Below are 1,017 nucleotides of genomic sequence, written 5' to 3' on the forward strand. Positions count from 1 at the left end.
TGTCGGGCCCGCCCCCTCCGGTGCGGTGCGCCGGGTGACGGGCACCCGGCATACCGAGGTCAGCTGGCGTCCGCGGTCTCCACCGGGACGATGTTGACGACGCGGCGGCGACGCTTGGTGCCGAACTCCACGTTGCCCGCGACGAGCGCGAACAGGGTGTCGTCGCTGCCGCGACCGACGCCGTCACCGGGGTGGAAGTGGGTGCCACGCTGGCGGACGATGATCTCGCCGGCGTTGACGAGCTGGCCGCCGAAGCGCTTGACGCCGAGTCGCTGTGCGTTCGAGTCGCGACCGTTGCGGGTCGAGGACGCACCCTTCTTGTGTGCCATGTCAGGTTCCTGCCTTCTGGAAGTCTGTGTCGGTCGCCGCGGCTCAGGCGTCGATCGCGGTGATCTTGACCTGGGTCAGGTGCTGACGGTGGCCCTGACGCTTCTTGTAGCCGGTCTTGTTCTTGTACTTCATGATCGTGATCTTGGGGCCCTTGGCGGGCTTGACCACCTCGGCCTTGACGGTGACCTTGGCGAGCTTGTCGGCGTCGCTGGTCACGGTCGAGCCGTCGACGACGAGGAGCGGGGTCAGCGCAATGCTGTCGCCGGCCTTGCCGGAGACCTTGTCGATGATGAGGACATCGCCGACGGAGACCTTCTCCTGACGGCCACCTGCGCGAACGATCGCGTACACGGGTAACTCTCTTCCTACTTCGGGAGGCACGCGCTCTCTGTCTGGACCGGCCGGCAGCGACCCGCGTGCAGGAACCCCGCGGACGGGGCTCTGGTTGCGGACGCCGGACGGTGGGCGCACCGAGGCACAAGATTACCGGGTGGGCGGTCCCCCGACCAAACCGGCAGCCGGGCGGCATCCCCGCAGGACGACCTGCAGGTATGCCGCCGGGCTCAGGACGCGTCCGGCGCCGGCTCCGCGGGCGCCTCGTCGGCTGCCGCGGCGGCCGGGCGGGGCGGGCCCGCGGGGGCCACGACCCGGCCGCGCTTGCGGCGCCGGGGCGCGGCGGCTGGCGCC

At 70.9% G+C, this 1,017-nt stretch carries 2 protein-coding genes; both read right to left on the bottom strand.

The genetic code is table 11. The features are described 5' to 3' along the window. Positions 1-59: 59 nt before the first annotated feature. Positions 60-329 carry a 50S ribosomal protein L27 gene (gene rpmA / locus ACFUC1_RS20610; RefSeq protein ID WP_310155650.1) on the bottom strand — a complete coding sequence of 90 codons (270 nt, stop codon included), beginning with the start codon at positions 327-329 and terminating at the stop codon, positions 60-62. A 43-nt stretch (positions 330-372) separates the two neighbouring features. Next, the gene (rplU, locus tag ACFUC1_RS20615) at positions 373-681 is read right to left on the bottom strand and encodes a 50S ribosomal protein L21 (RefSeq protein WP_310155648.1); all 309 of its coding nucleotides are present in this window, start codon (positions 679-681) and stop codon (positions 373-375) included. Positions 682-1,017: the final 336 nt, after the last annotated feature.

Origin of the sequence: Pedococcus sp. NPDC057267 (assembly GCF_042668795.1) — a bacterium.
GTDB lineage: Bacteria > Actinomycetota > Actinomycetes > Actinomycetales > Dermatophilaceae > Pedococcus.

Excerpts from the sequence above, each read along its gene's own strand:
- rpmA (WP_310155650.1), bottom strand. The coding sequence starts at position 329 with ATGGCACACAAGAAGGGTGCGTCCTCGACCCGCAACGGTCGCGACTCG.